Genomic DNA, 23266 nt, shown 5'->3' with positions numbered 1-23266 from the left:
ATGAGCAACACACGTATTGCCTTTATCGGTGCCGGCAACATGGCCGCCAGCCTGATCGGCGGCCTGCGGGCCAAGGGTCTGGAAGCTGCACGGATTCGCGCCAGCGATCCGGGCGAAGAAACCCGCGCCAAAGTCAGCGCCGAACACGGCATCGAAACCTTCGCCGACAACGCCCAGGCCATCGACGGCGCTGACGTTGTCGTGCTGGCGGTCAAGCCACAAGCCATGAAGCTTGTGTGCGAAGCGATTCGCCCGAGCCTGAAACCGAATCAACTGGTGGTCTCCATTGCCGCTGGCATCACCTGCGCCAGCATGACTGCATGGCTGGGTGAGCAGCCGATCGTGCGCTGCATGCCGAACACCCCGGCACTGCTGCGTCAGGGCGTGAGCGGCCTGTACGCCACCGGCGCAGTGAGCACCGAACAACGCCAACAGGCTGAAGAACTGCTGTCCGCCGTGGGCATCGCCCTGTGGCTGAACGAAGAGCAGCAACTGGACGCGGTCACCGCCGTTTCCGGTTCCGGCCCGGCGTACTTCTTCCTGCTGATCGAAGCCATGACCGCCGCCGGCGTCAAACTCGGCCTGCCGAAGGAAACCGCCGAGCAACTGACCTTGCAGACCGCGCTGGGCGCCGCGCACATGGCGGTGTCCAGCGACGTCGACGCGGCCGAACTGCGCCGCCGCGTGACCTCGCCGGCCGGCACCACGGAAGCTGCGATCAAATCGTTCCAGGCCAGCGGCTTCGAAGCCCTGGTGGAAAAAGCACTCGGCGCCGCCGCGCACCGCTCGGCCGAAATGGCCGAACAACTGGGCAAATAAGGAGCCTTACATGATTGGATTGAATACCGCAGCGGTCTACGTGCTGCAAACCCTCGGCAGCCTGTACCTGCTGATCGTGCTGCTGCGCTTCGTCCTGCAACTGGTGCGGGCGAACTTCTACAACCCGCTGTGCCAGTTCGTGGTCAAGGCCACCCAGCCGCTGCTCAAGCCACTGCGCCGGATCATCCCGAGCCTGTTCGGCCTCGACATGTCGTCGCTGGTGCTGGCGATCCTCGTGCAACTGGCGCTGATGGCGCTGACCCTGCTGCTGACCTACGGCACCACCGGCAACCCGCTGCAACTGCTGATCTGGTCGCTGATCGGCGTAACGGCGCTGTTCCTGAAGATTTTCTTCTGGGCCATGATCATCAGCATCATCCTGTCCTGGGTCGCACCGGGCAGCCACAATCCGGGCGCCGAGCTGGTGAACCAGATCTGTGAGCCGGCCCTTGCGCCGTTCCGCCGCATCCTGCCGAACCTCGGCGGTCTGGACCTGTCGCCGATCTTCGCCTTCCTCGTGCTGAAGCTGATCGACATGCTGGTGATCAACAACCTCGCGGCGATGACGATGATGCCGGAAATCCTGCGCCTGCTGATGTGAGCTGGTTTCGCTGGGACGGTGACGACCTGATTCTGGAGTGTCACCTGCAACCGGCCGCCCGCAGCGATGACTTCTGCGGGCTGCACGGCGATCGCCTGAAGATCCGCCTGACGGCGCCGCCGGTCGAGGGCAAGGCCAATGCTTATCTGATGGGATTTCTGGCCAAGGCTTTTGGGGTTTCCAAGAGCCAGGTCAGTTTGCTCAGCGGTGAGTTGAACCGGCAGAAGCGGGTGAAGATCTGCTCGCCGAAGAAGTTGCCGGATCTGCCCGGACTAGTCAGCTGATCGTTCCCACGTCGAGGCGTCGAACCGTCCGCGTGGGAATGCATCCCGGGACGCTCCGCGTCCCCCGCCGAAGCGGACGCGGAGCGTCCAATGAGGCGTTCCCACGCGGAGCGTGGGAACGAGCGCAAATCAGGCCTGATCGTTGCTTGCCGCTAACCCCACCGGTCTTTAGACTTACGCCTCATTTCAACGAGAGCAGGGTCGATGCCAGCTGCCTTTCCCCCCGATTCTGTTGGTCTGGTGACGCCGCAAACGGCGCACTTCAGCGAACCGCTGGCCCTGGCCTGCGGCCGTTCGCTGGCCGATTATGACCTGATCTACGAAACCTACGGCACGCTGAACGCGCAAGCGAGCAACGCCGTGCTGATCTGCCACGCCCTGTCCGGCCACCACCACGCTGCGGGTTACCACAGCGTCGACGACCGCAAGCCCGGTTGGTGGGACAGCTGCATCGGCCCCGGCAAGCCGATCGACACCAACAAGTTCTTCGTGGTCAGCCTGAACAACCTCGGCGGTTGCAACGGCTCCACCGGCCCGAGCAGCCTCAATCCGGAAACCGGCAAGCCGTTCGGCGCCGACTTCCCGGTACTGACCGTGGAAGACTGGGTGCACAGCCAGGCACGTCTGGCTGACCTGCTCGGCATCAGCCAGTGGGCCGCGGTGATCGGTGGCAGCCTCGGCGGCATGCAGGCGCTGCAATGGACCATCACGTATCCGGATCGCGTGCGCCACTGCCTGGCCATCGCCTCGGCCCCCAAGCTGTCGGCGCAGAACATCGCCTTCAACGAAGTGGCGCGCCAGGCGATCCTCACCGACCCGGAATTCCACGGCGGCTCGTTCCAGGAACACGGCGTGATCCCCAAGCGCGGCCTGATGCTGGCGCGGATGGTCGGGCACATCACCTACCTGTCCGACGACTCCATGGGCGAGAAATTCGGCCGTGGCCTGAAGAGCGAAAAGCTCAACTACGACTTCCACAGCGTCGAGTTCCAGGTCGAAAGCTACCTGCGCTATCAGGGCGAAGAGTTCTCCGGGCGCTTCGATGCCAACACCTATCTGTTGATGACCAAGGCGCTGGACTACTTCGATCCGGCAGCGAACTTCAACGATAACCTGGCGAAAACCTTCGAAGGTGCAAAAGCCAGGTTCTGCGTGATGTCGTTCACCACCGACTGGCGCTTCTCCCCGGCCCGCTCGCGGGAACTGGTGGATGCGCTAATGGCCGCGCGCAAGGACGTCAGCTACCTGGAAATCGACGCGCCGCAAGGCCACGACGCCTTCCTGATTCCGATCCCGCGTTATTTGCAGGCGTTCGGCAATTACATGAACCGCATTACGTTGTGAGAAAGCCATGAGAGCTGATCTGGAAATCATCCAGGAATGGATCCCCGCCGGCAGCCGCGTGCTCGACCTCGGTTGCGGTGACGGCGAGTTGCTGACCTGGCTGCGCGACCACAAGCAGGTCACCGGCTATGGCCTGGAAAACGACCCGGACAACATCGCCGAGTGCGTGGCCAAGGGCATCAACGTCATCGAGCAGGACCTGGACAAGGGCCTGGGCAACTTCGCCAGCAACAGCTTCGACATCGTGGTGATGACCCAGGCCCTGCAAGCCGTGCATTACCCGGACAAGATCCTCGACGAAATGCTGCGGGTCGGTCGCCAGTGCATCATCACCTTCCCCAACTTCGGTCACTGGCGCTGCCGCTGGTACCTGGCGAGCAAGGGCCGGATGCCGGTGTCGGAATTCCTGCCGTACACCTGGTACAACACGCCGAACATCCACTTCTGCACCTTCGAAGACTTTGAAGAACTTTGTCGCGAACGTGAGGCGAAGGTCATTGATCGGCTTGCCGTGGATCAACAGCACCGCCACGGGTGGGCCAGTAAGCTATGGCCTAATCTGTTAGGTGAGATCGGTATCTACCGCGTCAGCAGCCCGGGGCTTGCGGATCACAGAATCGCGGTCTGAACCACGACATTGCGAGGAGAACGAACATGGGACGCTTGATTACCGCGCTATTGGCCGCCTGCCTGAGCCTGTCGGCCGTGGCCGCCGATGCCATCAAGGGCGAACGCAAGGAAGTGTTCGGTGATGTCACCGTGCATTACAACACCTTCAACTCGACCTTCCTGACGCCGGACATCGCCAAGGCTGCCGAGCTGATCCGCAGCAAGAACCAGGGTGTGATCAATGTCTCGGTGATCAAGGACGGCAAGCCGCTGATCGCCCAGGTCACCGGCACCGTCAAGGACCTGACCAGCCAGAGCGTGCCGCTGACTTTCCGCCAGATCACCGAACAGGGCGCGATCTACTACATCGCCCAGTACCCGGTGGAGCAGCAGGAAACCCGCACCTTTGAAATCAAGGTGCAGACCGGCGACAAGATCAACACCCTCAATTTCAACCAAGAGCTTTTCCCTGGCCAATGATCAATCTCAAGCAACTCGTACTGGCCAGCCATAACGCCGGCAAACTCAAGGAACTCCAGGCCATGCTCGGCGACTCGGTGCAACTGCGCTCGATCGGCGAATTCAGCAGCGTGGAGCCGGAAGAAACCGGTCTGTCGTTCGTCGAGAACGCGATCCTCAAGGCCCGCAATGCTGCGCGCATTTCCGGGCTGCCGGCGCTGGCCGACGATTCGGGCCTGGCGGTGGATTTCCTCGGCGGTGCGCCGGGCATCTACTCGGCGCGCTACGCCGACGGCAAGGGCGATGCGGCGAACAACGCCAAACTGCTCGACGCCTTGAAGGACGTGCCTGAAGCCGAGCGCGGCGCGCAGTTCGTCTGCGTGCTGGCGCTGGTGCGTCACGCCGACGATCCACTGCCGATCCTCTGCGAAGGTCTGTGGCACGGGCGCATTCTGACCGCCGCCAGTGGCGAGCACGGTTTCGGCTACGACCCGCTGTTCTGGGTGCCGGAGCGTAACGTGTCCAGCGCCGAGCTGAGCCCGAGCGACAAGAACCAGATCAGCCACCGCGCCCGTGCAATGGATCTGCTGCGCCAGCGTCTGGGCTTGAAATGACCGATAGTTCCTCCGCGTCGTCGCTCATTATCGGCGGCGCCGCCTCCTCGCCTCGGGCGCCGTTGCCGACGCTGCCGCCCCTGGCGCTGTACATCCACATCCCGTGGTGTGTGCGCAAATGCCCCTATTGCGACTTCAACTCCCACACCGCCAGCCCGGTGCTGCCGGAGCAGGAATACGTCGACGCGATGCTCGCCGACCTCGATCAGGATCTGCACGCGGTGTATGGCCGCGAGTTGGGTTCGATCTTCTTTGGCGGCGGCACGCCGAGCCTGTTCAGCGCCGAAGCGCTTGGCCGCTTGCTGGAAGGTGTGAAACAGCGCATTCCATTTGCCGACGACATCGAAATCACCCTGGAAGCCAACCCCGGGACCTTCGAGCAAGAGAAGTTCGTCGCCTACCGCAAACTGGGGATCAATCGCCTGTCGATCGGCATCCAGAGCTTCCAGCAGGAAAAGCTCAAGGCCCTCGGCCGTATCCACAACGGCGACGAAGCGGTACGCGCCGCCGGCATGGCGCGCCAGGCCGGGTTCGATAACTTCAACCTCGACTTGATGCACGGTTTGCCGGACCAGTCGCTGGACGATGCTCTGAGCGACCTGCGCCAGGCCATCGCCCTGAAGCCGACGCACATTTCCTGGTATCAGCTGACACTGGAGCCGAACACCGTGTTCTGGAACCAGCCGCCAGTGCTGCCGGAAGACGACACGCTGTGGGACATTCAAGAAGCCGGACAGGCGCTACTGGCCGAGCACGGTTACGCGCAGTACGAAGTTTCGGCCTATGCCCAACCGGGTCGCCCGGCGCGGCATAACCTGAATTACTGGAGCTTCGGCGACTTCATCGGCATCGGCGCCGGCGCTCACGGCAAGCTCAGCCATCCGGACGGGCGCATCGTGCGCACCTGGAAGACCCGTTTGCCGAAGGACTACCTCAATCCGGCCAAAAGCTTCCAGGCCGGCGAGAAAGCCCTGACCAACGACGAGATGCCGTTCGAATTCCTGATGAACGCCCTGCGCCTGACCGCCGGCGTCGAATCACGCCTGTACCCGGAGCGCACCGGTCTGCCGCTGGAGAGCCTCGACGAACACCGGCGCGAGGCCGAACAAAGCGGTCTGTTGCAGGTCGAACCGTCACGTCTGGCGGCCACCGAGCGCGGACAACTGTTCCTCAACGACTTGCTGCAGAAATTTCTGAGCTGAGCCCAACGCCCAACGCCCAACGGCAGCCCTAAGGAAAAAACATGGATTTGATTCTCGACCTGCTCGCCACCGTGTCCCGCTGGAGCCGCAGCAACCTCTCGGAAATCGCTCTGGCCCTGGTGGGCTGTCTGCTGGTGCTTTTCGGCGCCGACTTCAAGGGCTGGGTCGAACAACGCCTCGGCAGCATCGCCGGCGCCCTGCGCGTGCCGCTGATGGCCCTGCTGTGTCTGATCGGCAGCGGCGCGGCGCTGATCTACGCCACACCCTGGGTGGTGAAGGGCTTGAGCCAGTTCAACAACTACAGCCTGGCGCCGGTGTTGTTGGTGGTACTGGTGTTGATTGGCGTGGTCGCTGACCGCCGCTGATCTCCAACGTGCTCGTTCCCACGCTCCGCGTGGGAATGCAGCCCGGGACGCTCTGCGTCCCTGAAGCGGACGCGGAGCGTCCATCGAGGCATTCCCACGCAGACGGTTCGACGCCTCGACGTGGGAACGATCACTGCGCAGTACTTACGACTGCTTTTCGAACTTCAGATCCCACACACCATGCCCAAGACGTTCGCCGCGGCGTTCGAACTTGGTGATCGGGCGTTCGGCCGGGCGTGGCACGCACTTGCCGTCTTCGGCGAGGTTGCGATAGCCCGGGGCGACGTTCATCACTTCCAGCATGTATTCGGCGTACGGCTCCCAGTCGGTGGCCATGTGCAGAATGCCGCCGACTTTCAGCTTGCTGCGCACCAGTTCAGCGAAGGACGCCTGAACGATGCGGCGCTTGTGGTGGCGGCTCTTGTGCCACGGATCCGGGAAGAACAACATCAGGCGATCGAGGCTGTTGTCGGCGATGCAGCGGTTGAGCACTTCGATCGCGTCGCAATCGTAGACCCGCAGGTTGGTCAGGCCCTGAGTCAGCACGCCGTTGAGCAGCGCGCCGACACCCGGACGGTGAACCTCGACACCGATGAAATCCTGTTCCGGCGCAGCGGCGGCCATTTCCAGCAGCGAGTGGCCCATGCCGAAACCGATCTCCAGCGAACGCGGCGCGGAACGGCCGAACACCTGGTCGTAATCCACCGGCGCATCGGCCAGCGGCAGGACGAACTTCGGCGCGCCCTGATCCAGGCCGCGCTGCTGGCCTTCGGTCATGCGCCCGGCGCGCATCACAAAACTCTTGATGCGGCGGTGTTGGCGCTCGTCGCCTTCTTCCGTCTGGATTGGCGTGTCGTTCGATTCAGTCATCAATAGCTCTTACTTGATCAGACCATCCAGCGGCGAAGAGGCGCTGGCATAGAGTTTTTTCGGCATGCGGCCGGCGAGATAGGCCAGACGGCCCGCGACGATCGCGTGTTTCATGGCTTCGGCCATCATGATCGGCTGCTGGGCGTGGGCGATGGCCGAGTTCATCAGCACCGCGTCACAGCCCAGCTCCATGGAGATGGTGGCGTCGGAAGCGGTGCCGACACCGGCATCCACCAGCACCGGGATCTTGGCTTCTTCGAGGATGATCTGCAGGTTGTACGGGTTGCAGATCCCCAGGCCCGAACCGATCAGACCGGCCAGCGGCATCACCGCGATGCAGCCGATTTCCGCCAGTTGCCGGGCGATGATCGGGTCGTCGCTGGTGTAAACCATCACGTCGAAGCCTTCCTTGACCAGCACTTCGGCGGCCTTGAGGGTTTCGATCACGTTGGGAAACAGGGTTTTCTGGTCGGCCAGCACTTCCAGCTTCACCAGGTTGTGGCCATCGAGCAGTTCACGGGCCAGGCGGCAGGTGCGCACGGCCTCGACCGCGTCGTAGCAACCGGCGGTGTTCGGCAGGAAGGTGTAGCGATCCGGCGACAGCACTTCGAGCAGGTTCGGCTCGCCTTCGATCTGGCCCAGGTTGGTGCGGCGCACGGCGAAGGTGACGATCTCGGCACCCGAGGCTTCGATGGCCAGGCGGGTTTCTTCCATGTCACGGTACTTGCCGGTACCGACCAGCAAACGCGACTGGTAAGTACGACCGGCCAGAACGAAAGGCTTGTCGCTACGAACGATGCTCATGGGGAATCCTCTGTTGGGGTGAGGGTCTTGCAGAATTCTCGGCCCATGCAGGCCTGGCGACTAGCCGCCGCCGATCGCGTGCACGACTTCGACGTTGTCGCCGTCGTTCAAAGTGGTGTCGGCATGCTGGCTGCGCGGGACGATATCCAGATTGAGTTCGACCGCGACGCGGCGTCCGGTCAGATCCAGACGGGTCAGCAGGGCCGCAACGGTTTCACCGTCGGGCAGTTCAAAGGATTCACCGTTCAACTGAATGCGCATGCGCAACGCCGCCATCACTTTTTAGGGGGTGGCATTCTAGCCCGATCATGACCTAAAGGTCAGCACCAAGCGTCAAGCGGTTGGGTGCAGGCGCCAGGCGGCGAGTCCGAGGCACAGCCAGCCGATCAGGAATGCCAGGCCGCCGAACGGGGTGATGATGCCGAGCTTGCCGATGCCGAGGGTGGTCAGCAGGTACAGGCTGCCGGAAAACAGCAGGATGCCGACGCTGAACGAGATGCCGGCCCAGGCGACCAGCCGCCCCTGTAGCTGCGTGGCCAGCAGTGCCACGCCAAACAGCGCCAGCGCATGCACCAGTTGATAGGTAACGCCGGTGTGGAAGATCGCCAGGTATTCGGGTGTCAGGCGATTTTTCAAGCCATGGGCGGCGAACGCGCCGAGGCCGACACCGGTGAAACCAAAGAAGGCAGCCAGCATCAGAAAGCTACGCAGCATGTAGAACTCCAGTCAGACTCGATCGGCAGGGTCTGTATAATGGCCCGCTCAACCGGTTCGGCCAAGCCATCTCTATGCTGCGTTTATTTCTCCGTCGTTTCACGAAGGCCCTGCTCTGGTTCGCGGGCGGCAGCGTATTGCTGGTGTTGGTGTTTCGCTTCGTGCCGCCACCGTTCACGGCGCTGATGGTCGAGCGCAAGATAGAGTCCTGGGTCGACGGCGAGCCGATCGATCTGCAACGCACCTGGAAGCCGTGGGACGAGATCTCCGATGACCTGAAGGTCGCGGTGATTGCCGGCGAAGACCAGAAATTCCCCGAGCATTGGGGTTTTGACCTGAGTGCGATCAAGGCAGCACTGGCCCACAACGAACTCGGCGGTTCGATCCGTGGTGCCAGCACCTTGAGCCAGCAAGTGTCGAAGAACCTGTTTTTGTGGTCCGGCCGCAGTTATCTGCGCAAGGGCCTGGAGGCGTGGTTTACCGCGCTGATCGAAGTGTTCTGGCCCAAGCAACGGATTCTTGAGGTGTACCTGAACAGCGTCGAGTGGGATGACGGCGTGTTTGGCGCCGAAGCGGCGGCAAGGCATCACTTTGGCGTAGGCGCCAGGTCGCTGTCCCGGCAGCAGGCGAGTTATCTGGCGGCTGTGCTGCCGAATCCCCGGGTCTGGAGCGCCAGTCATCCGACCGCTTACGTGTCGCGCCGAGCCGGCTGGATTCGCCAGCAAATGAGCCAGTTGGGTGGCGACAGCTACCTGCTGACACTGAATGATTCGCGCCGCGCGCCCTGGGCCCAATGACGTTCTGACAGGCAAACAAAAACGCCCCGATCATCACTGATCGGGGCGTTTTTTTATTGCCGGACTACCGGTTATGCGGCAATCGACAACTTGAGCTTGTTCATCGCGCTCTTCTCGAGCTGACGGATCCGCTCGGCCGACACGTTGTACTTCTGCGCCAGGTCGTGCAGCGTGGCTTTCTCTTCTGCCAGCCAGCGCTGGTAGAGGATGTCGCGGCTGCGTTCGTCCAGCACTTCCAGCGCTTCGTGCAGGTTGTGATTGGAGTTGTCGCTCCAGTCGGCATCTTCCAGTTGACGCGCCGGGTCGTACCGGTGGTCTTCCAGATAATTGGCCGGCGACTGGAAAGCGCTGTCGTCGTCTGCTTCCGCAGCCGGGTCGAAGGCCATGTCATGGCCGGTCAGGCGACTTTCCATCTCACGCACTTCACGCGGTTCGACGCCGAGGCTTTCCGCCACACGGTGGACTTCCTCGTTGTTCAGCCAGGCCAGACGTTTCTTCTGGCTGCGCAGGTTGAAGAACAGCTTGCGCTGGGCCTTGGTGGTCGCGACTTTCACGATCCGCCAGTTGCGCAGGATGAACTCGTGAATCTCGGCCTTGATCCAGTGCACCGCGAAGGACACCAGACGCACGCCCATTTCCGGGTTGAAACGCTTCACGGCCTTCATCAGGCCGACGTTACCTTCCTGGATCAGGTCAGCCTGAGCCAGACCGTAGCCGGAATAGCTACGGGCGATGTGTACGACAAACCGCAGGTGGGCGAGCACCATCTGCCGAGCCGCCCCCAGATCCTGCTCATAGTAGAGACTCTCGGCCAGTTCACGCTCCTGCTCCGGCGTCAGCAATGGAATGCTGTTGACGGTGTGCACGTAGGCTTCCAGGTTTGCGCCTGGAACCAATGCATACGCAGGTTGCAAAGAATTGGACATACGGAAAAACCTCCGACTTACATACTCATGCTATTCAGCATTGCGAAAAATTGACCGGAAACTCAAATGAAAGTTTCCTTAACCACTGAAAGGTCAATCACGCGCAAAAAAGATTCTACTTCGGCGCCAGCTCCCTGAGATGACGTGCGACTGCAATCCATGCACCGATATAACCCAACAGCACCGCGCCAAGCAAGAGCGACAGACCGTCGGCAACTGGCACGCCGGCCAGTGCGAAATCGCTGCCGTACAAGCCGGCCAGCCCGACCACCGCATCGTTCAGCCAGTTCAGGCCGAACGCCAATACACCCCAGGACAGCAGCCCCGCACCGAAGCCATACAACGCGCCCATATAAAGGAAAGGACGACGCACATAGCTGTCGGTGCCGCCGACGAGTTTAATCACTTCTATCTCGGTGCGGCGGTTTTCAATATGAAGACGAATGGTATTGCCTATCACCAAAAGTAATGCGGAAACCAGCAACACCGTCAGACCGAACACGAAACGGTCGCCGAGCTTGAGGATGGCGGCCAGACGCTCGACCCAGACTAGATCAAGTTGCGCCTGTTGTACCTTGGGCAGCTCGGAAAGTTTTTGTCTTAATGCTTCCAGGGTCGACTTGTCGACCTCGTTCGGCGTCACCAGCACCACACCCGGCAGCGGGTTTTCCGGCAGTTCGCGCAGGGCTTCGCCCAGTCCCGACTGCTGCTGGAACTCTTCCAGCGCCTGGTCGCGGCCGACATATTCAGCATCAGCTACGCCCGGCATACCTTTGATCTGGTCGCGCAATGCTTCGCCCTGAGCCGGGCTCGCCTCAAGCTCCAGGTACAGCGAAATCTGCGCCGCACGCTGCCACGAACCGCCCAGGCGCTCGACATTGCTCAGCAACAGCGAAAGACCCATCGGCAGACTCAGCGCAACCGCCATCACCATGCAGGTGAAGAAGCTGCCGATCGGCTGCTTGCCGAGACGGCGCAGGCTGTCGATCCAGCTGGCGCGATGGCTTTCGATCCAGGCACGGAACAGCGTGGCGAAGTCCGGGCCGTCGTCATCGTCGTGCTTTTTCTTCTTTGGCGGTTGCGGATCGGCGGCCTTCGGGGCCACACGCTCGGAAACCTTCGGACTACGTGTCGCACTCATACGCCGGCCTCCCCGTCGCCGATCAATCGGCCGCGTTGCAGGGTCAGCATGCGATGGCGCATGCGCGCGATCAGCGCCAGGTCGTGACTGGCGATCAGCACGCTGGTGCCCAGACGGTTGATGTCTTCGAACACGCCCATGATCTCGGCCGCCAGACGCGGGTCGAGGTTACCGGTCGGTTCGTCCGCCAGCAGCAGGGCCGGACGGTGAACGATGGCGCGGGCAATGCCGACGCGCTGTTGCTGACCGGTCGACAGGTCGCCCGGATACAGCTCGGCCTTGTCCGACAGCGCCACGCGCTCCAGCGCCGAATCGACACGTTTGGCGATTTCGACCTTGGACAGCCCGAGAATCTGCAACGGCAGCGCGACGTTGTTGAACACCGTGCGATCGAACAGCAGTTGATGGTTCTGGAACACCACGCCGATCTGCCGACGCAGGAACGGAATCTGTGCATTGCTGATGGTGCTCAGGTCTTGCCCGGCCAACAGCAGCTTGCCACTGGTCGGACGTTCCATCGCCAGCAGCAGGCGCAACAACGTGGATTTACCGGCACCGGAGTGGCCGGTGACAAACAGGAACTCGCCGCGACGGACTCGAAAGCTCAGCTCATGCAAGCCGACGTGACCGTTCGGGTAGCGCTTACCGACCTGTTCGAAACGAATCATGAACGCTCCCGCTCGGCAAACAGTGCCTGGACAAAGGGTTCGGCTTCAAAGGTACGCAGATCGTCGATGCCTTCACCGACGCCGATATAGCGGATCGGCAGGCCGAACTGCTTGGCCAGGGCGAAAATCACCCCGCCCTTGGCGGTGCCGTCGAGCTTGGTCAGCGCCAGGCCGGTCAGTTCGACGGTCTGGTTGAATTGCTTGGCCTGGTTGATGGCGTTCTGGCCGGTGCCGGCGTCGAGCACCAGCAGCACTTCGTGCGGCGCGTCGGCGTCGAGCTTGCCGATCACCCGGCGAACCTTTTTCAGTTCTTCCATCAGGTTGTCTTTGGTGTGCAGACGACCGGCGGTGTCGGCGATCAGCACATCAATGCCACGGGCCTTGGCGGCCTGCACGGCGTCGAAGATCACCGAAGCCGAGTCCGCGCCCGTGTGCTGGGCGATCACCGGAATCTTGTTGCGCTCGCCCCAGACCTGCAACTGCTCGACAGCCGCGGCACGGAAGGTGTCACCGGCAGCGAGCATGACTTTCTTGCCTTCCAGTTGCAGTTTCTTCGCCAGTTTGCCGATGGTGGTGGTCTTGCCGGCGCCGTTGACGCCAACCACCAGAATCACGAATGGCTTGTTCTGGGAAGCGATCTTCAGCGGCTGCTCGACCGGTTTGAGCATTGCGGCCAACTCGGCCTGCAGGGATTTGTACAGGGCGTCGGAATCGGCCAGCTCTTTACGCGCGACCTTCTGGGTCAGGCGCTGGATGATCACCGAAGTCGCCTCGACGCCGACGTCGGCCGTCAGCAGGCGGGTTTCGAGATCGTCGAGCAGATCGTCATCGATGGCTTTCTTGCCGAGGAACAGGCTGGCCATGCCCTCGCCGATGCTGGCACTGGTCTTGGACAGGCCCTGCTTGAGACGGGCGAAGAAGCCGGCCTTGGTTTCTTCGGTGCGCGGGGCTTCTACCGGGGTTTCAGCCTGGATTTCCACAGGAGCGACTGGCGCTACGGCGACCGGTGCAGGTGCAGGTGCAGGTGCAGGTGCAGGTGCAGGTGCAGGCTCGGGCGCTTCAACAATCGGAGCAACCGGAGCAACCGGGGCAGCAACCACAGGTTCTGGAATGACCGGAGCAGCTTCCACCACCGGCGCCTGAACAGGTTCGGGGGCGAACGCAACCGGTGCAGGAATCGGCGGTGTAACGTGCGGCGCAGCCTCTTCAACCAGCGCCACCGGCTCTTCCGCCACCGGTAAGCTCAGCCACGGCTCGCTGGCCGGGGACAGCGGCAATTCGGCGGCAGCCGGCGCTTCAGGCTCGGCCTCGACCACCGGTTGCAGCACCGGCTCGGCGATCGGCAGCACAACCGGCGCCGGCGCTTCTTCTATTGCGGGAGCGGGCGCAGGGGCTGGCTCAGGAATGGCAGTCGGCTGTTCGACGACGGGTTCCTGCGGTTTCTTGCGCAGCCATCCGAACAGGCTTTTCTTCTCGCCAGCCGCAGCTGGGGTCTTCTTGTCGTCGTTGGAACCAAACATGGAGGACGGCTATCTCACGGTAGCGACGCGCCACAGGGGCGCCCCGGCAAATAAATATTCGATGCAGAACAGACTGTGTTTCACCCAGCTTGTTCACGCGCAACATTTTGTCGAGGCACCAACGGCACCTCAAAAGAATCGTTTTAATAAAGGACTGGCCGGCAAAATCGGCGAAAAAGCGAAGTTTAGCTGATAAACCAAAGCCTTCTGCCGCAAACCCATACAACCTGATCAGGTTTCAAAACCGGATAGGCGTGGTCGCCGGTAAAACGGATCAGTATCCTAGCACCCTCTCGCCCGCCGACGCTAAGACCAAGCGGGCAGCCCAACAGGTTTAAAAACGAATGAATGCTCTAGCCCGCCGCGCCGCAGGCCTGCTGCTCAGCACAGTCTGCCTGCCCCTTTCGGCCCTGGCGGCCGATCCGCAACCGACCCATGAATTCACTCTCGACAACGGTTTGAAGGTCGTCGTGCGCGAAGACCATCGCGCGCCAGTGGTGGTGTCGCAGGTCTGGTACAAGGTCGGTTCCAGCTACGAAACCCCGGGCCAGACCGGTCTGTCCCACGCCCTCGAGCACATGATGTTCAAGGGCAGCGAGAAAGTCGGTCCCGGCGAAGCCTCGCTGATCCTGCGCGATCTCGGCGCCGAAGAGAACGCCTTCACCAGCGACGACTTCACCGCTTATTACCAGGTGCTGGCCCGCGACCGTCTGGGCGTAGCCTTCGAACTGGAAGCCGACCGCATGGCCAATCTGCGCCTGCCGGCCGACGAATTCGCCAAGGAAATCGAAGTCATCAAGGAAGAGCGCCGCCTGCGCACCGACGACAAGCCGATGGCCAAGGCCTTCGAGCGCTACAAGGCCATGGCCTACCCGGCCAGCGGTTACCACACGCCGACCATCGGCTGGATGGCTGACCTTGAGCGGATGAAAGTCGAAGAGCTGCGCCATTGGTATCAGTCCTGGTACGTGCCGAACAACGCCACGCTGGTGGTAGTCGGCGACGTGACCCCGGACGAGGTGAAGACCCTCGCCCAGCGCTACTTCGGGCCGATCCCGAAACGTGACGTGCCGCCGGCGAAAAAACCGCTGGAACTGGCCGAGCCCGGTGAACGCCAGATCACCCTGCACGTGCAGACCCAATTGCCGAGCCTGATGCTCGGTTTCAACGTCCCGAGCATCGCCACCGCCGAAGACAAACGCTCGGTCAACGCCTTGCGCCTGATTTCGGCCCTGCTGGACGGCGGCTACAGCGGCCGCATCCCGACCCAACTGGAGCGCGGTGAAGAGCTGGTGTCCGGCGGTTCGTCGAGCTACGACGCCTACACTCGCGGTGACAGCCTGTTCACCCTGTCGGCCACGCCGAACACCCAGAAGAAAAAGACCATGGCTCAGGCTGAAGCCGGTCTGTGGAAACTGCTGGAACAGCTGAAAACCACCGCGCCGTCCGCCGAAGAACTGGAGCGCGTACGCGCGCAGGTCATCGCCGGCCTGGTTTTCGAGCGTGATTCGATCACCAGCCAGGCCACCGCCATCGGCCAGCTGGAGACCGTCGGTCTGTCGTGGAAGCTGATGGACACCGAACTGGCCGATCTGGAAAGCGTCACCCCGCAAGACATCCAGAACGCCGCCAAGCTGTATTTCACCCGCGAACGTCTCAGCGTCGCCCACGTCCTGCCACTGGAGACGACTCATGAGTGAGCGCAAAACCCCACGCCTGCTGCTCGGCCTGATCGCCGTGGCCATCATCGGCTCCGCTGCGTTCTACCTGGTGCCAAGCGACAACACCAAGGCCAGCGAAGCGCTGGATAACGCCAAGTCCAGCCAGAAACTGCAATCGCTGGCCGAGCTAGACGGCAAGGCCCCGGCCAGCCGCAAGCTCGACGTGCAGACCTGGAACACCGCCGAAGGCGCCAAGGTGCTGTTCGTCGAAGCCCGCGAACTGCCGATGTTCGACATGCGCCTGATCTTTTCCGCCGGCAGCAGTCAGGACGGCAACGCGCCGGGCCTGGCCCTGCTGACCAACGCCATGCTCAACGAAGGCGTGGCGGGCAAGGATGTCGGTGCCATCGCTCAGGGCTTTGAAGGCCTGGGCGCGGATTTCGGCAACGGCGCCTATAAAGACATGGCCATCGCGTCGCTGCGCAGTCTGAGTGCCGCCGACAAGCGCGAGCCAGCGCTGAAGCTGTTCTCGGAAGTAGTGGGCAAACCTACCTTCCCGGCTGACTCCTTCGCGCGCATCAAGAACCAGATGCTCGCCGGTTTCGAATACCAGAAACAGAACCCCGGCAAACTCGCCAGCCTGGAGCTGATGAAGCGCCTCTACGGCGATCACCCGTACGCCCACGCCAGCGACGGCAATGCGCAAAGCGTGCCGAAGATCACGCTGGCGCAACTGCGTGAGTTCCACGCCAAGGCCTATGCAGCCGGCAACGTGGTGATCGCGCTGGTGGGCGATCTGTCCCGTAGCGAAGCCGAGGCGATCGCCAATCAGGTGTCCGCCGCACTGCCAAAAGGCCCGGCGCTGGCGAAGGTCGAGCAACCGACCGAGCCGAAACCCGGCATCGGCCACATCGAATTTCCGTCGAAGCAGACCAACCTGATGATCGCGCAACTGGGCATCGACCGTGACGACCCGGATTACGCCGCGCTGTCGATGGGCAACCAGATCCTCGGCGGTGGCGGTTTCGGCACCCGGCTGATGAGCGAAGTGCGCGAGAAGCGCGGCCTGACCTACGGCGTGTATTCGGCATTCAGCCCGATGCAGGCGCGCGGCCCGTTCATGATCAACCTGCAGACCCGAGCGGAAATGAGCGAAGGCACCCTGAAACTGGTGCAGGACGTGCTCGCCGACTACCTCAAGACCGGCCCGACCCAGAAAGAACTCGACGACGCCAAGCGCGAACTGGCCGGCAGCTTCCCGCTGTCCACCGCGAGCAATGCCGATATCGTTGGCCAGCTCGGCGCCATGGGCTTCTACAACCTGCCGCTGAGTTATCTGGACGACTTCATGCGTCAGTCCCAGAGCCTGACGGTCGAGCAGGTTCGCGACGTCCTCAACAAACACTTGAGCACGGATAAACTGGTCATCGTCAGCGCTGGCCCGACCGTGCCGCAAAAGCCGTTACCGGCCCCATCTGATAAACCTGCCGAGCAGCCGCTCGGGGTTCCGGAGCATTAATGGCCAGTCCAAAGAAACCTGTACAAAAACTGCACAACGGTGTGAACCAGTTGCGCATCATCGGCGGCGAATGGCGCAGCCGAAAGCTGAGCTTTCCTGATGCGCCGGGCCTGCGTCCGACGCCGGACCGGGTGCGCGAAACCCTGTTCAACTGGCTCGCGCCGTACGTTGCCGGGGCCAAGGTGCTCGACCCGTTCGCCGGCAGCGGCGCGCTGTTTCTGGAAGCGCTGTCCCGTGGCGCGGCCATGGGTCAGGCGCTGGATGCCAGCCATGTCGCGGTGTCCAGCCTGAAAGAACACCTCGGCACGCTGCGCTGCACCAACGGTCACGTACAGACCGCCGATGCGCTGCGATATCTGGAAACCCAGACCGCCACTGCGTTCGACCTGGTGTTCCTCGACCCGCCGTTCAATCAGAACCTGCTGCCCGCCGTGTGCACGCTGCTGGAAGAGCGCCAATGGCTGGCCGACGATTCGTGGATCTACACTGAAAGCGAAACCGCGCCATCGACCCTCGGCCTGCCGGGCAACTGGCGCCTGCACCGCGAGCAAAAATCCGGGCGGGTGTACTACGCGTTATGGCAACGGGGCCTGCCCTCTCTCTGACAATCGTCTGGCGAACGCCGAATCTGGCGCGCGGTAGATAACTACCGCACGCCGCCCGCGCAAAATCTCCACAGTGGATTACGCCATTTCAGTAATCCATTGAGGACCCATCATTTATGGACACTTTGTGCAGCAGGATGCTGCCTTGCCTGGCCCTGGCCCCGCTGTTGGCGCTGGCCGCCCCACCACCGACCACCCATGAGTTTCTGCTGGACAACGGCCTGAAGGTCATCGTCCGCGAGGATCACCGGGCCCCGCTGGTCACTTCCCAACTGTGGTTCAAGGTCGGATCGGCTGACGAAGCACCGGGCCAGACCGGACTGTCACACGCGCTGGAACACATGCTTTACAAGGGCAGCAGCAAGACCTGTCCGGGCGAGGCATCCGCCATACTGGAATCCCTGGGGGCATCGGAAAATGCCTTTACCGGCAAAGACGTCACTGCCTACCACCAGACTTTGCCCAAGCCTTATCTTGGGGTCGCATTCGAACTGATGGCCGACCTGATGTCGACTGCTCACCTCAAACCTGAAGATTTCGCTTCCGAGATAAATGTCATTCAAGAAGAGCGCCGCTTGAGTGTGGAAGACAGTCCCCTGGACACTGCAATGGAGCGTCTGGAAAGCCTGGCCTATCCCTCCAGCAGCTATCGGACCCCCGTCATCGGCTGGATGAACGACCTGCGCACCTTGAACACCGCTCAGTTGCGCGACTGGTATGAGTCACGCTATGCCCCTGGCAATGCCACATTGGTTGTCGTCGGCGACGTCACCCTCGATTACGTTCAACCTCTGGCTCAACGCTACTTCGGCGGCCTCGCCAGTCGCCCCCCACCCAAACCGTAAAACCGCGCGAATTGCCGCAGCCAGGCGAACGCCGCCTCATCCTCAACCAACCGGTGCCCGCCTCGCAGTTGATCATGGCGTTCAACGTTCCCAGCCTGGCTACGGCAGATACATACCGGACTGCGCATGCGCTGCGCCTGATGGAAATGTTGCTGGCAGGCTCCCAGAGCGCTCGCCTGCAAAAACACCTGCAACACAAGGAACATGTATTCAGCCATGTCAGCGCCAGCTACGACCTTTACAGTCGCGGCGATACTCTTCTGACATTGAGCACCCGCCTCGACAGCTCACAACCCACCAGCCCGGAAACCGCACAAATACGCGTCTGGGATCTGCTCGAAGAACTGCGCACCACGCCCCCCTCTCCCGAAGAACTGGAACGCGCACGGACCCAACTGATCGCCCAGAGAGTTTTTGCCCGGGATTCGATCATGAACACTGCCATACATATAGCCGCCCTCGAGAGCGCTGGCCTGTCGTGGCAATTGCTCGATCAGGAGATCGCCGAGCTCAAGAAAGTGACCCCCGAGGACCTCCGCCAGGTCGCTGAAAAGTACCTGATCCGCGAACGCCTCAGCACAGCCCACGTGCTTGCGGAGAAAAAACATGGATAAATCTGCGCACCTCTTTCGGTCTGCCATGGCCGGTTTTGCATTCATCCTCTGGCTGTCTGCCAGTCCGGTTGCTGCCGATACTGCGCCAGCCGGTTTTCCCAAATCACGATTGCAATCGCTGTCGGAAACAGACACGTCCCGACAGACGCCACGCCCATTGACCATCAAGGGCTGGAAAACCACGACGGACATCAAAACGTTATTCATCCGTACGACGGAGTTGCCGATGTTCGATGTTCACGTCAGTTTCGCCGCCGGCAGTGCACACGATGGCGACAACCCCGGCCTGGCAGCGTTGACATTCAGCCTGTTCAACGAGGGGGTGAGCGGCAAGAATGACCATGCAGCGATCGCCGAAGTCTTTGACGGGCTGGGTGCGAAAGTCGGTATGGTTCTGGATCAGGAGCGTGCCACGTTCACGTTGCGCAGCCTCAGCGATCCAGACAAAAGCGCCCCGGCGCTGCAACTGTTTACGCAAATGCTGGGGCAGCCCTCCCTTTCCGATGAAGCGCTGCTGAGGGTCAAGAGCGAGCTTCGTGGCTTGCAGCTGGCACAACAGCAACAACCTGCGGACATTGCCAGGCAACGCCTTCAGGAGCTGCTGGCTCCGGACACGCCCTACGCCCGCTCGATCTACGGAACCGATGCCGACATGACCTCGATCACCCGTCAGGCCGTTCAAACGTTCCACCGACAAACCCACTCGGCAAGCCAGACACAAATTACGTTGGTGGGAGACCTTTCCGTCGAACAGGCACAGGCCATCAGCCTGCAAATCGCCAACGCGCTACCCGCGCCCATCGTTGCACTGCCCGCAGTCGAACCGCCCAAAGCGTTCGGCACTGAAATGCATCACCATGTCGAGCGCACACAAGAACAGACTCACGTATTGCTTGGGCAACCCAGCCTGTCGCGCCAACACGAGGATTTCATTGCGCTGTATGCCGGGACGCTGATTTTCGGCAGTGGTGCGAACTCCCGCCTGATGACAGAACTGCGCAACAAACGAGGCCTGGTATACGGCGTCAGCATTCGCACCAAAGACTGGGCAGGTGGCGGACTGACATCAATCGCTCTGCAGACCAGCCCCCAATTCGCGAATGAAACGGTGGCACTGGTGAAATCGATGCTCAGCAATTTCCGGCGTGATGGCCCCTCGCAGGAGGAACTCGATCACTTCAAACGCCGACTGGCCAACGCCAACATCACAGACAGTGCCAGCAACGAGCAGATTCTCGCGCGCCTGACCGAGATCAACCGTCATCACTTGCCGCTCGACCTGGATTTCTTCGCGCAACAGGTGCAGAGCCTGACGCTGGAGCAGATCAGAATGGCAGTGGACAAACATCTGCCTGACGATCAGTGGCGGGTAGTGACCGTGGGCCCGACGGTACCCCAACTGCCGCTGCCGCAACCGGCCACTGTCCCGACCGTCGAGCCGTCCGGGCATTCGTGTCGCGCTGATGCAGGCTTTGTGGCAAGTTAGATCTCCCTTGAAGTGGCAGCCCTTTGTGTGGCGACCACTTCATGCATGACACCGTCGAGATTTACTGTGCGCGCACCTCTTTCTCCTTCAGAACCCGGATTTCGCTTCACACCCGCCTTCGGCCTCGGCAATCCACACCTGCAAACCTTGTGGGGGCCGCTATGGCGTAAAACCGTGCACCTTGATCGCCAGCGCGAACGGCTGTGGCTGGACGACGGCGACTTCCTCGACCTCGACTGGCACGGCCCGCACAGCGCCGACGCGCCTCTAGTGCTGGTGCTGCACGGGCTGACCGGTTCTTCCAATTCGCCTTACGTCGCCGGAATCCAGGCAGCCCTCGCCGCGCAAGGCTGGGCCAGTGTTGCGCTGAACTGGCGCGGCTGCTCCGGCGAGCCGAATCTGTTGCCCCGCAGCTACCATTCCGGGGCCAGCGAAGACCTCGCCGAAACCATCCGCCATCTGAAAGCCAAGCGGCCATTGGCGCCGCTGTATGCGGTCGGCTATTCCCTCGGCGGCAATGTGTTGCTCAAGCATCTGGGGGAAACCGGCAGCGCCAGCGGCGTGCTCGGCGCGGTGGCGGTGTCGGTGCCGTTTCGCCTCGATCAATGTGCCGACCGTATCGGCCAGGGCTTCTCGAAGGTCTATCAGGCGCACTTCATGCGCGAGATGGTCGCCTACATCAAGAACAAGCAGCGCCAGTTCCAGCACGACGGACGCGAGGACGGTCTCGCCGCACTGGCCGCCCTCGGCTCACTGGAAAACATGCGCACCTTCTGGGATTTCGATGGCCGGGTGACCGCGCCGCTGCACGGTTTCGTCGATGCCGAGGATTACTATCGCCGCGCGTCGAGCCGCTATTTTCTCGGCGAGATCCGCACACCGACCCTGATCATTCAGGCAGCGGACGATCCGTTCGTGTTTCCCCACAGCCTGCCTTCGGCCAGTGAATTGTCGGCCACGACCCAGTTCGAATTGCAGAACAAGGGCGGGCATGTAGGTTTCGTCGACGGCACGCTCCGTCAGCCGGGTTATTACCTGGAACGACGGATTCCGCAGTGGCTGGCCGACGCGGGGCGCGGGTGAGGTCATGAGCGATCAGGGCGAGTCGATCCGCTTCTGGCAAGCCGCGCCCCTGGCCGGGGTCGAGCTGTTGACCGCGCGCTACATCGAGCATCGTTTCGCCCCGCACGTCCACGACGGTTATGTGATCGGCATGATCATGGCCGGCGCCCAGCGCTACCGTTATCGCGGCGCCGAACACCTGGCGGGCAGCGGCACGCTGGTGCTGATCAATCCGGACGAAGTGCATAACGGCCACAAGGGCACCGAGGACGGCTGGCTGTACCGGGCGTTTTATCCCGACACCGGGCAGATCGTCGCGCTGTTGAATGAACTGGAACTGCCGACCGCACCGATGCCGGCCTTCGGTGCGACGTTGTATCGCGATCCGGACCTGGTCAGCGGGTTCTGTCAGTTGCACCGCTTGCTCGAAAGCCCCGCCACCGCACTGCAACAGCAAACGGTGTGGCGCGAGATGATGATGTTGCTGTTGCAGCGTCACGCGGCGGTGCAGATCAACGGCAATCCCGGCAAGGAGCATCGCGCGGTGGCAATGGCCAAGGAGTTGCTGCACGCGCAATTGGCGGCGCCGCCCTCGCTGGAAGAACTGGCGGCGGCGGTGAACCTCTCGCCCTTCCACTTCGCCCGGGTGTTCCGCCGCGCCACCGGCATGCCGCCGCACAGCTGGCTGATGCAGCAGCGAATCGCCTGCGCGCGCGGCTTGTTGCAGAGCGGCTGCCTGCCGGTGGAAGTCGCCACGCAGCTGGGATTTGCCGACCAGAGCCATCTGAGCCGGCAGTTCAAACAGGTTTACGGCGTAGGCCCCGCAGCCTATCGCAGCGCGCGGCTGGATCGCTGAGCGTTTACTCGCCGGTGGCGATACCGCGCGCAGGATCGTTGATCCACTCGCTCCACGATCCGGCATACAGCGAACCCAACGGGTAACCCGCCAGACACAGGGCAAACAGGTTGTGACACGCCGTCACCCCGGAGCCGCAGTAAGCCACCAGATCATTCGGCGAACGCCCGCCGAGTTTCGCGGCGAAACGCTGCTTGAGCTGATCGGCCGGCAGGAAACGCCCGTCGCTGCCCAGGTTGTCGGTAAACGCCGCGCATTGTGCGCCGGGGATGTGCCCGGCGATCGGGTCGATCGGTTCCACTTCACCCTTGAAACGCGGCAAGGCACGGGCATCGAGCAGGGTCAGGGCCGGCTGGCCGAGGCGCTGTTGCAATTGCTCGGCGCTGAGCAGCAGGCTCATGTCCGGCTGGCCGCTGAAGTTGCCCCGGGCCGCTGACGGTGGATCGAGACTCAACGGCAGCCCAGCCGCATGCCAGGCCTTGAGCCCGCCATCGAGAATGAACACGCCGTCGCGTTTGCCCAGCCACGCCAGCAACCACCAGGCCCGTGCCGCATAGGCACCGGGACCGTCGTCATACAGAACCACGTCACTGTCATTGTTGATGCCGAACGCTTGCAGGCGTTCGATCAGCGCCACCGGCTCCGGCAGCGGATGGCGTCCGGTGACACCCTTGGTCACTGGGCCGCTGAGGTCGCGCTCAAGATCAGCGAAATGTGCCCCGGCGATGTGCCCCTCGGCATAGCTGCGCTGGCCGTAATCCGGGTCTTCGAGGGCAAAACGGCAATCGAGAATCACCAGCCCCGGTTGCGCCTTGCGGGCATCCAGTGCGGTCGGGCTGATCAGTTGCGCAATCGGCATAGCGAACGACTCCAGTGTGGAA

Annotated in this window: 26 protein-coding genes and 1 pseudogene; 18 read left to right on the top strand and 9 right to left on the bottom strand. The window is 62.2% G+C overall.

Translation table 11 applies throughout. The annotated features are described in order from the left end of the window. The 9 genes from proC (at position 1) to CAF80_RS12140 (ending at position 6297) form a co-directional block, all read left to right on the top strand. Complete coding sequence (proC, locus tag CAF80_RS12180) at positions 1–819, top strand: pyrroline-5-carboxylate reductase (RefSeq protein WP_085667385.1); 819 nt, start codon at positions 1–3, stop codon at positions 817–819. Positions 820–829: 10 nt separating this feature from the next. Further along, positions 830–1420 carry a YggT family protein gene (locus CAF80_RS12175; protein WP_011336374.1) on the top strand — a complete coding sequence of 197 codons (591 nt, stop codon included), beginning with the start codon at positions 830–832 and terminating at the stop codon, positions 1418–1420. Further along, entirely contained in the window at positions 1417–1704 is a 288-nt protein-coding gene (locus tag CAF80_RS12170; RefSeq protein WP_039767931.1) for a DUF167 domain-containing protein, read from the top strand. Before CAF80_RS12175 ends, CAF80_RS12170 begins: the two co-directional genes overlap by 4 nt. Before the next feature lie 204 nt (positions 1705–1908). Beyond that, positions 1909–3048, top strand: coding sequence for a homoserine O-acetyltransferase (locus tag CAF80_RS12165; protein ID WP_074690158.1), 1140 nt, complete (start codon positions 1909–1911; stop codon positions 3046–3048). Positions 3049–3055: 7 nt separating this feature from the next. Then, positions 3056–3676, top strand: a complete 621-nt coding sequence (gene metW / locus CAF80_RS12160) for a methionine biosynthesis protein MetW (RefSeq protein WP_011336377.1) — start codon at positions 3056–3058, stop codon at positions 3674–3676. 26 nt (positions 3677–3702) lie between these two features. Beyond that, positions 3703–4137 carry a DUF4426 domain-containing protein gene (locus tag CAF80_RS12155; protein ID WP_011336378.1) on the top strand — a complete coding sequence of 145 codons (435 nt, stop codon included), beginning with the start codon at positions 3703–3705 and terminating at the stop codon, positions 4135–4137. After that, entirely contained in the window at positions 4134–4730 is a 597-nt protein-coding gene (gene rdgB, locus CAF80_RS12150; RefSeq protein ID WP_011336379.1) for an RdgB/HAM1 family non-canonical purine NTP pyrophosphatase, read from the top strand. Before CAF80_RS12155 ends, rdgB begins: the two co-directional genes overlap by 4 nt. After that, on the top strand, positions 4727–5932 hold the full coding sequence (hemW, locus tag CAF80_RS12145) for a radical SAM family heme chaperone HemW (protein WP_074690156.1): 1206 nt from the start codon (positions 4727–4729) through the stop codon (positions 5930–5932). Before rdgB ends, hemW begins: the two co-directional genes overlap by 4 nt. A gap of 41 nt (positions 5933–5973) precedes the next feature. After that, positions 5974–6297 carry a DUF3392 domain-containing protein gene (locus tag CAF80_RS12140; RefSeq protein ID WP_074690154.1) on the top strand — a complete coding sequence of 108 codons (324 nt, stop codon included), beginning with the start codon at positions 5974–5976 and terminating at the stop codon, positions 6295–6297. A gap of 144 nt (positions 6298–6441) precedes the next feature. Here the strand turns inward: CAF80_RS12140 and trmB are convergent, their stop codons facing one another. The 4 genes from trmB to CAF80_RS12115 form a co-directional block, all read right to left on the bottom strand. Continuing rightward, the gene (gene trmB / locus CAF80_RS12130) at positions 6442–7167 is read right to left on the bottom strand and encodes a tRNA (guanosine(46)-N7)-methyltransferase TrmB (protein ID WP_039767926.1); all 726 of its coding nucleotides are present in this window, start codon (positions 7165–7167) and stop codon (positions 6442–6444) included. 9 nt (positions 7168–7176) lie between these two features. Then, on the bottom strand, positions 7177–7971 hold the full coding sequence (locus tag CAF80_RS12125) for a thiazole synthase (protein ID WP_007953385.1): 795 nt from the start codon (positions 7969–7971) through the stop codon (positions 7177–7179). A gap of 60 nt (positions 7972–8031) precedes the next feature. After that, entirely contained in the window at positions 8032–8232 is a 201-nt protein-coding gene (gene thiS / locus CAF80_RS12120; protein ID WP_007953386.1) for a sulfur carrier protein ThiS, read from the bottom strand. 72 nt (positions 8233–8304) lie between these two features. After that, positions 8305–8685: a DUF423 domain-containing protein gene (locus CAF80_RS12115; RefSeq protein WP_039767925.1), complete on the bottom strand. Its 381-nt coding sequence runs from the start codon at positions 8683–8685 to the stop codon at positions 8305–8307. Between the two features lie 74 nt (positions 8686–8759). Between CAF80_RS12115 and mtgA the strand changes: the two genes are divergently transcribed. After that, positions 8760–9482, top strand: a complete 723-nt coding sequence (gene mtgA / locus CAF80_RS12110; protein ID WP_085611980.1) for a monofunctional biosynthetic peptidoglycan transglycosylase — start codon at positions 8760–8762, stop codon at positions 9480–9482. A 71-nt stretch (positions 9483–9553) separates the two neighbouring features. On the opposite strand, the gene rpoH is transcribed toward mtgA, so the two are convergent. From rpoH to ftsY, 4 genes are all read right to left on the bottom strand, one after another. After that, on the bottom strand, positions 9554–10408 hold the full coding sequence (gene rpoH / locus CAF80_RS12105; RefSeq protein WP_007953393.1) for an RNA polymerase sigma factor RpoH: 855 nt from the start codon (positions 10406–10408) through the stop codon (positions 9554–9556). A gap of 115 nt (positions 10409–10523) precedes the next feature. Further along, positions 10524–11549, bottom strand: coding sequence for a permease-like cell division protein FtsX (ftsX, locus tag CAF80_RS12100; protein ID WP_007953395.1), 1026 nt, complete (start codon positions 11547–11549; stop codon positions 10524–10526). Beyond that, complete coding sequence (gene ftsE / locus CAF80_RS12095; protein ID WP_007953396.1) at positions 11546–12217, bottom strand: cell division ATP-binding protein FtsE; 672 nt, start codon at positions 12215–12217, stop codon at positions 11546–11548. Before ftsE ends, ftsX begins: the two co-directional genes overlap by 4 nt. Continuing rightward, the gene (gene ftsY, locus CAF80_RS12090; protein ID WP_085667384.1) at positions 12214–13737 is read right to left on the bottom strand and encodes a signal recognition particle-docking protein FtsY; all 1524 of its coding nucleotides are present in this window, start codon (positions 13735–13737) and stop codon (positions 12214–12216) included. Before ftsY ends, ftsE begins: the two co-directional genes overlap by 4 nt. On the opposite strand from ftsY, the gene CAF80_RS28870 reads away from it, so the two are divergent. The 8 genes and pseudogenes from CAF80_RS28870 (at position 13736) to CAF80_RS12050 (ending at position 22385) form a co-directional block, all read left to right on the top strand. Continuing rightward, positions 13736–13930, top strand: a complete 195-nt coding sequence (locus CAF80_RS28870) for a hypothetical protein (RefSeq protein WP_039767922.1) — start codon at positions 13736–13738, stop codon at positions 13928–13930. The genes ftsY and CAF80_RS28870 overlap by 2 nt on opposite strands. A 151-nt stretch (positions 13931–14081) precedes the next feature. Next, the gene (locus tag CAF80_RS12080; protein ID WP_064600101.1) at positions 14082–15437 is read left to right on the top strand and encodes a pitrilysin family protein; all 1356 of its coding nucleotides are present in this window, start codon (positions 14082–14084) and stop codon (positions 15435–15437) included. Beyond that, positions 15430–16917 (top strand): pitrilysin family protein, encoded by a 1488-nt coding sequence (locus tag CAF80_RS12075; protein ID WP_039767920.1) that lies wholly within the window; start codon positions 15430–15432, stop codon positions 16915–16917. The genes CAF80_RS12080 and CAF80_RS12075 overlap by 8 nt, the downstream gene beginning before the upstream one ends. Continuing rightward, positions 16917–17522 (top strand): 16S rRNA (guanine(966)-N(2))-methyltransferase RsmD, encoded by a 606-nt coding sequence (gene rsmD / locus CAF80_RS12070; protein WP_039767919.1) that lies wholly within the window; start codon positions 16917–16919, stop codon positions 17520–17522. Before CAF80_RS12075 ends, rsmD begins: the two co-directional genes overlap by 1 nt. A 116-nt stretch (positions 17523–17638) precedes the next feature. Beyond that, positions 17639–18981 (top strand): annotated as a pseudogene (locus tag CAF80_RS12065) (M16 family metallopeptidase). After that, positions 18974–20467, top strand: coding sequence for a pitrilysin family protein (locus CAF80_RS12060; protein WP_256578150.1), 1494 nt, complete (start codon positions 18974–18976; stop codon positions 20465–20467). Before CAF80_RS12065 ends, CAF80_RS12060 begins: the two are co-directional and overlap by 8 nt. Positions 20468–20512: 45 nt before the next feature. Next, on the top strand, positions 20513–21550 hold the full coding sequence (locus tag CAF80_RS12055; protein WP_052266540.1) for a hydrolase: 1038 nt from the start codon (positions 20513–20515) through the stop codon (positions 21548–21550). Between the two features lie 4 nt (positions 21551–21554). Further along, entirely contained in the window at positions 21555–22385 is an 831-nt protein-coding gene (locus CAF80_RS12050) for an AraC family transcriptional regulator (protein WP_074690144.1), read from the top strand. A 4-nt stretch (positions 22386–22389) separates the two neighbouring features. On the opposite strand, the gene CAF80_RS12045 is transcribed toward CAF80_RS12050, so the two are convergent. Beyond that, entirely contained in the window at positions 22390–23244 is an 855-nt protein-coding gene (locus CAF80_RS12045) for a sulfurtransferase (protein ID WP_039767915.1), read from the bottom strand. Between the last annotated feature and the right edge of the window lie 22 nt (positions 23245–23266).

The organism is Pseudomonas sp. B34(2017) (assembly GCF_002112915.1).
GTDB classification, from domain to species: Bacteria; Pseudomonadota; Gammaproteobacteria; order Pseudomonadales; family Pseudomonadaceae; genus Aquipseudomonas; species Aquipseudomonas pharyngis.
Note: the sequence above shows the minus strand (reverse complement) of the source record. Positions and strands in the feature narration are given on the sequence as shown.

Excerpts from the sequence above, each read along its gene's own strand:
- proC (WP_085667385.1), top strand. The coding sequence starts at position 1 with ATGAGCAACACACGTATTGCCTTTATCGGTGCCGGCAACATGGCCGCC.
- CAF80_RS12175 (WP_011336374.1), top strand. The coding sequence starts at position 830 with ATGATTGGATTGAATACCGCAGCGGTCTACGTGCTGCAAACCCTCGGC.
- CAF80_RS12165 (WP_074690158.1), top strand. The coding sequence starts at position 1,909 with ATGCCAGCTGCCTTTCCCCCCGATTCTGTTGGTCTGGTGACGCCGCAA.
- metW (WP_011336377.1), top strand. The coding sequence starts at position 3,056 with ATGAGAGCTGATCTGGAAATCATCCAGGAATGGATCCCCGCCGGCAGC.
- CAF80_RS12155 (WP_011336378.1), top strand. The coding sequence starts at position 3,703 with ATGGGACGCTTGATTACCGCGCTATTGGCCGCCTGCCTGAGCCTGTCG.
- rdgB (WP_011336379.1), top strand. The coding sequence starts at position 4,134 with ATGATCAATCTCAAGCAACTCGTACTGGCCAGCCATAACGCCGGCAAA.
- hemW (WP_074690156.1), top strand. The coding sequence starts at position 4,727 with ATGACCGATAGTTCCTCCGCGTCGTCGCTCATTATCGGCGGCGCCGCC.
- CAF80_RS12140 (WP_074690154.1), top strand. The coding sequence starts at position 5,974 with ATGGATTTGATTCTCGACCTGCTCGCCACCGTGTCCCGCTGGAGCCGC.
- trmB (WP_039767926.1), bottom strand. The coding sequence starts at position 7,167 with ATGACTGAATCGAACGACACGCCAATCCAGACGGAAGAAGGCGACGAG.
- CAF80_RS12125 (WP_007953385.1), bottom strand. The coding sequence starts at position 7,971 with ATGAGCATCGTTCGTAGCGACAAGCCTTTCGTTCTGGCCGGTCGTACT.
- thiS (WP_007953386.1), bottom strand. The coding sequence starts at position 8,232 with ATGCGCATTCAGTTGAACGGTGAATCCTTTGAACTGCCCGACGGTGAA.
- CAF80_RS12115 (WP_039767925.1), bottom strand. The coding sequence starts at position 8,685 with ATGCTGCGTAGCTTTCTGATGCTGGCTGCCTTCTTTGGTTTCACCGGT.
- mtgA (WP_085611980.1), top strand. The coding sequence starts at position 8,760 with ATGCTGCGTTTATTTCTCCGTCGTTTCACGAAGGCCCTGCTCTGGTTC.
- rpoH (WP_007953393.1), bottom strand. The coding sequence starts at position 10,408 with ATGTCCAATTCTTTGCAACCTGCGTATGCATTGGTTCCAGGCGCAAAC.
- ftsX (WP_007953395.1), bottom strand. The coding sequence starts at position 11,549 with ATGAGTGCGACACGTAGTCCGAAGGTTTCCGAGCGTGTGGCCCCGAAG.
- ftsE (WP_007953396.1), bottom strand. The coding sequence starts at position 12,217 with ATGATTCGTTTCGAACAGGTCGGTAAGCGCTACCCGAACGGTCACGTC.
- CAF80_RS28870 (WP_039767922.1), top strand. The coding sequence starts at position 13,736 with ATGGAGGACGGCTATCTCACGGTAGCGACGCGCCACAGGGGCGCCCCG.
- ftsY (WP_085667384.1), bottom strand. The coding sequence starts at position 13,737 with ATGTTTGGTTCCAACGACGACAAGAAGACCCCAGCTGCGGCTGGCGAG.
- CAF80_RS12080 (WP_064600101.1), top strand. The coding sequence starts at position 14,082 with ATGAATGCTCTAGCCCGCCGCGCCGCAGGCCTGCTGCTCAGCACAGTC.
- CAF80_RS12075 (WP_039767920.1), top strand. The coding sequence starts at position 15,430 with ATGAGTGAGCGCAAAACCCCACGCCTGCTGCTCGGCCTGATCGCCGTG.
- rsmD (WP_039767919.1), top strand. The coding sequence starts at position 16,917 with ATGGCCAGTCCAAAGAAACCTGTACAAAAACTGCACAACGGTGTGAAC.
- CAF80_RS12060 (WP_256578150.1), top strand. The coding sequence starts at position 18,974 with ATGGATAAATCTGCGCACCTCTTTCGGTCTGCCATGGCCGGTTTTGCA.
- CAF80_RS12055 (WP_052266540.1), top strand. The coding sequence starts at position 20,513 with ATGACACCGTCGAGATTTACTGTGCGCGCACCTCTTTCTCCTTCAGAA.
- CAF80_RS12050 (WP_074690144.1), top strand. The coding sequence starts at position 21,555 with ATGAGCGATCAGGGCGAGTCGATCCGCTTCTGGCAAGCCGCGCCCCTG.
- CAF80_RS12045 (WP_039767915.1), bottom strand. The coding sequence starts at position 23,244 with ATGCCGATTGCGCAACTGATCAGCCCGACCGCACTGGATGCCCGCAAG.